Annotated in this window: 3 protein-coding genes; 2 read left to right on the top strand and 1 reads right to left on the bottom strand. The window is 33.6% G+C overall.

The features are described from left to right. Positions 1-18: 18 nt before the first annotated feature. Positions 19-357: a winged helix-turn-helix transcriptional regulator gene (locus BLQ19_RS20775; protein ID WP_074539654.1), complete on the bottom strand. Its 339-nt coding sequence runs from the start codon at positions 355-357 to the stop codon at positions 19-21. 96 nt (positions 358-453) lie between these two features. Between BLQ19_RS20775 and BLQ19_RS20770 the strand changes: the two genes are divergently transcribed. Together BLQ19_RS20770 and BLQ19_RS20765 are read left to right on the top strand one after the other, a co-directional pair. Beyond that, on the top strand, positions 454-1,077 hold the full coding sequence (locus BLQ19_RS20770) for an FMN-dependent NADH-azoreductase (protein ID WP_074539655.1): 624 nt from the start codon (positions 454-456) through the stop codon (positions 1,075-1,077). Then, positions 1,071-1,886, top strand: coding sequence for a DNA alkylation repair protein (locus BLQ19_RS20765; protein WP_074539653.1), 816 nt, complete (start codon positions 1,071-1,073; stop codon positions 1,884-1,886). The genes BLQ19_RS20770 and BLQ19_RS20765 overlap by 7 nt, the downstream gene beginning before the upstream one ends. Positions 1,887-2,087 lie beyond the last annotated feature (201 nt).

Genomic DNA, 2,087 nt, shown 5'->3' with positions numbered 1-2,087 from the left:
CGTTGTAGCCAATTTAAATCAACATTCGTCTTTATCAACGAGCATCTTTCCCCAATCATTTAATTTCCAAAGAACATCAACCAATTTATGACCTAAATCCGTTAATTGATATTCAACTCTTGGAGGTAACTCATTGAAAGATTTTTTTGTCAATAATCCATCTGAAATCATTTCGCTCAAATGTTGATTCAAAACTCTTCTATCGACTTGGTTTATTCCTCTTAAAAATTCGCTTGGTCGTTTTTTTCCTTCGTGAATTTGCCAAATAATTGGGATTTTCCATTTTCCGCTAATGGTATTCACAGCTTTTTCCAATGGACAGATTTTATTTTCGACTACTAATTCCTTTGTGTTCATAATATTGACTTTTTTATCCCATATTGATAAAAATATGCGGTATTGATTACTGTGTTGCAAGACCATAAATTTGACGGAAAATTAAAAAACAAATTTATGAAAATTTTAAGAATTGACTCAAGCGTAAGAATAGAGAATTCAAAAACGAGAATGCTAACCGACCATTTTCTCGAACAAATAAAAAACCATAGTTCATATTCATTGAAAAGCAGAGATGTTGGTATAAATCCGCCTAAATTTCCAACAGACCAATTTATCAAAGCCAATTACACACCTGAAATGAACAGAACGCAGGAAATGAAAAACGTACTTACATCATCGGACACACTAATCGAAGAACTAATTGATGCGGACAAAATAATAATTGCATCGCCAATGTATAATTTTTCAATTTCAGCAACTTTAAAAGCATATATCGACAACATTGTTAGGGTTGGTAAAACATTTGCATTGGACGAAAACGGAGCAATGAAAGGACTTTTAGGTGGTAAAAAAGTTTTGGTAATCACATCAAGAGGTGCAATGTCTTATAAAAATGGCGAAGTACTTCAACCTTTCGATTTCCAAGAAAACTATTTGACAGCATTACTCAACTTTTTGGGAATAACCGAAATTACCTTTGTGAACACAGAGGCACAGGATTTCGGAACGGAGGATTTGAAAAATAGTAACTTTGAACAATCAAAAAAACAATTATCGGAGTTGTCAAAAATATGGTAAGCGAAGAAATCAAAAATAGAAAAGGAGCGAGAAAAATACAGGATATTCCAAAAGACGTGCTGGATTTACTCAACAAAGGTAAAATTCCAACAGTCAACCTAACAGAATGGTTAGCGGTCAACCAAAGTGATTTGATTAAAAGCATTTTCCCAGAAATCGGCTTAAAAGATAGCATAGCTTCTATTACAAAAGCAATCGGACAACAGAAAAAACCCTCTACAATGGGTTCGATAAAACTTATCGGACTTCACCTTTACGAATATTGTCGCCAATCAAAAACTTTAGGTTCAACTATTGAACTTTTGAGCAATCACGAATCAGACACAATACGTTGCTACGCAACGTATTTAATCGCCTTGAATACCAAATTAAATATTTCTGAAAAACTTGAACAATCAAGAAAGTTAATTGCCGACAAACATTTTGGAGTTAGAGAAATTGTTTGGATGGCATTAAGACCTGAAATTGAAAAAAAACTTTCAGAATCGTTTAAAATATTGAGTAAATGGACTAACGACCCTGATGAAAACATAAGAAGATTTACAACCGAATCGACAAGACCGAGAGGAGTTTGGTGTAAGCACATCGAGGAATTAAAAGAGAATCCCGAACAAGCATTACAGATTTTGGAATCGTTAAAATCGGATAAGTCAAAATATGTGCAAGACAGCGTTGGGAATTGGATAAATGATGCAAGCAAGTCCAAACCTGAATTTGTAATTGGACTTTGCAAAAAATGGGAATCGGAATCACCAACAGCAGAAACGGAAAAAATAATTAAGCGAGCGTTAAGAACAATCCGCAAGTAAAACTGGCTACAACAACGTATATAAAACATAGCTATTATAAGCTTTTCGAGAGGTTTTTGTATATTTGCAAAGTACGCCAAATTTTTTAATTTGGCTTTTTGAGAAAATAAGATAAAAAGAAAATTAAAAAATTCGGCTTGTGCATAATCCGAAAAGCTAGTGTCTATTTACACGCTTCGTTTCATATACAAGACCGTTGTG

This window comes from Cellulophaga baltica, from assembly GCF_900102165.1.
In the GTDB taxonomy this organism is placed as follows: domain Bacteria; phylum Bacteroidota; class Bacteroidia; order Flavobacteriales; family Flavobacteriaceae; genus Cellulophaga; species Cellulophaga baltica.
Note: the sequence above shows the minus strand (reverse complement) of the source record. Positions and strands in the feature narration are given on the sequence as shown.

Bases quoted from the DNA above. Each gene is read 5' to 3' on its own strand.
- BLQ19_RS20770 (WP_074539655.1), top strand. From the start codon at position 454: ATGAAAATTTTAAGAATTGACTCAAGCGTAAGAATAGAGAATTCAAAA.
- BLQ19_RS20775 (WP_074539654.1), bottom strand. From the start codon at position 357: ATGAACACAAAGGAATTAGTAGTCGAAAATAAAATCTGTCCATTGGAA.
- BLQ19_RS20765 (WP_074539653.1), top strand. From the start codon at position 1,071: ATGGTAAGCGAAGAAATCAAAAATAGAAAAGGAGCGAGAAAAATACAG.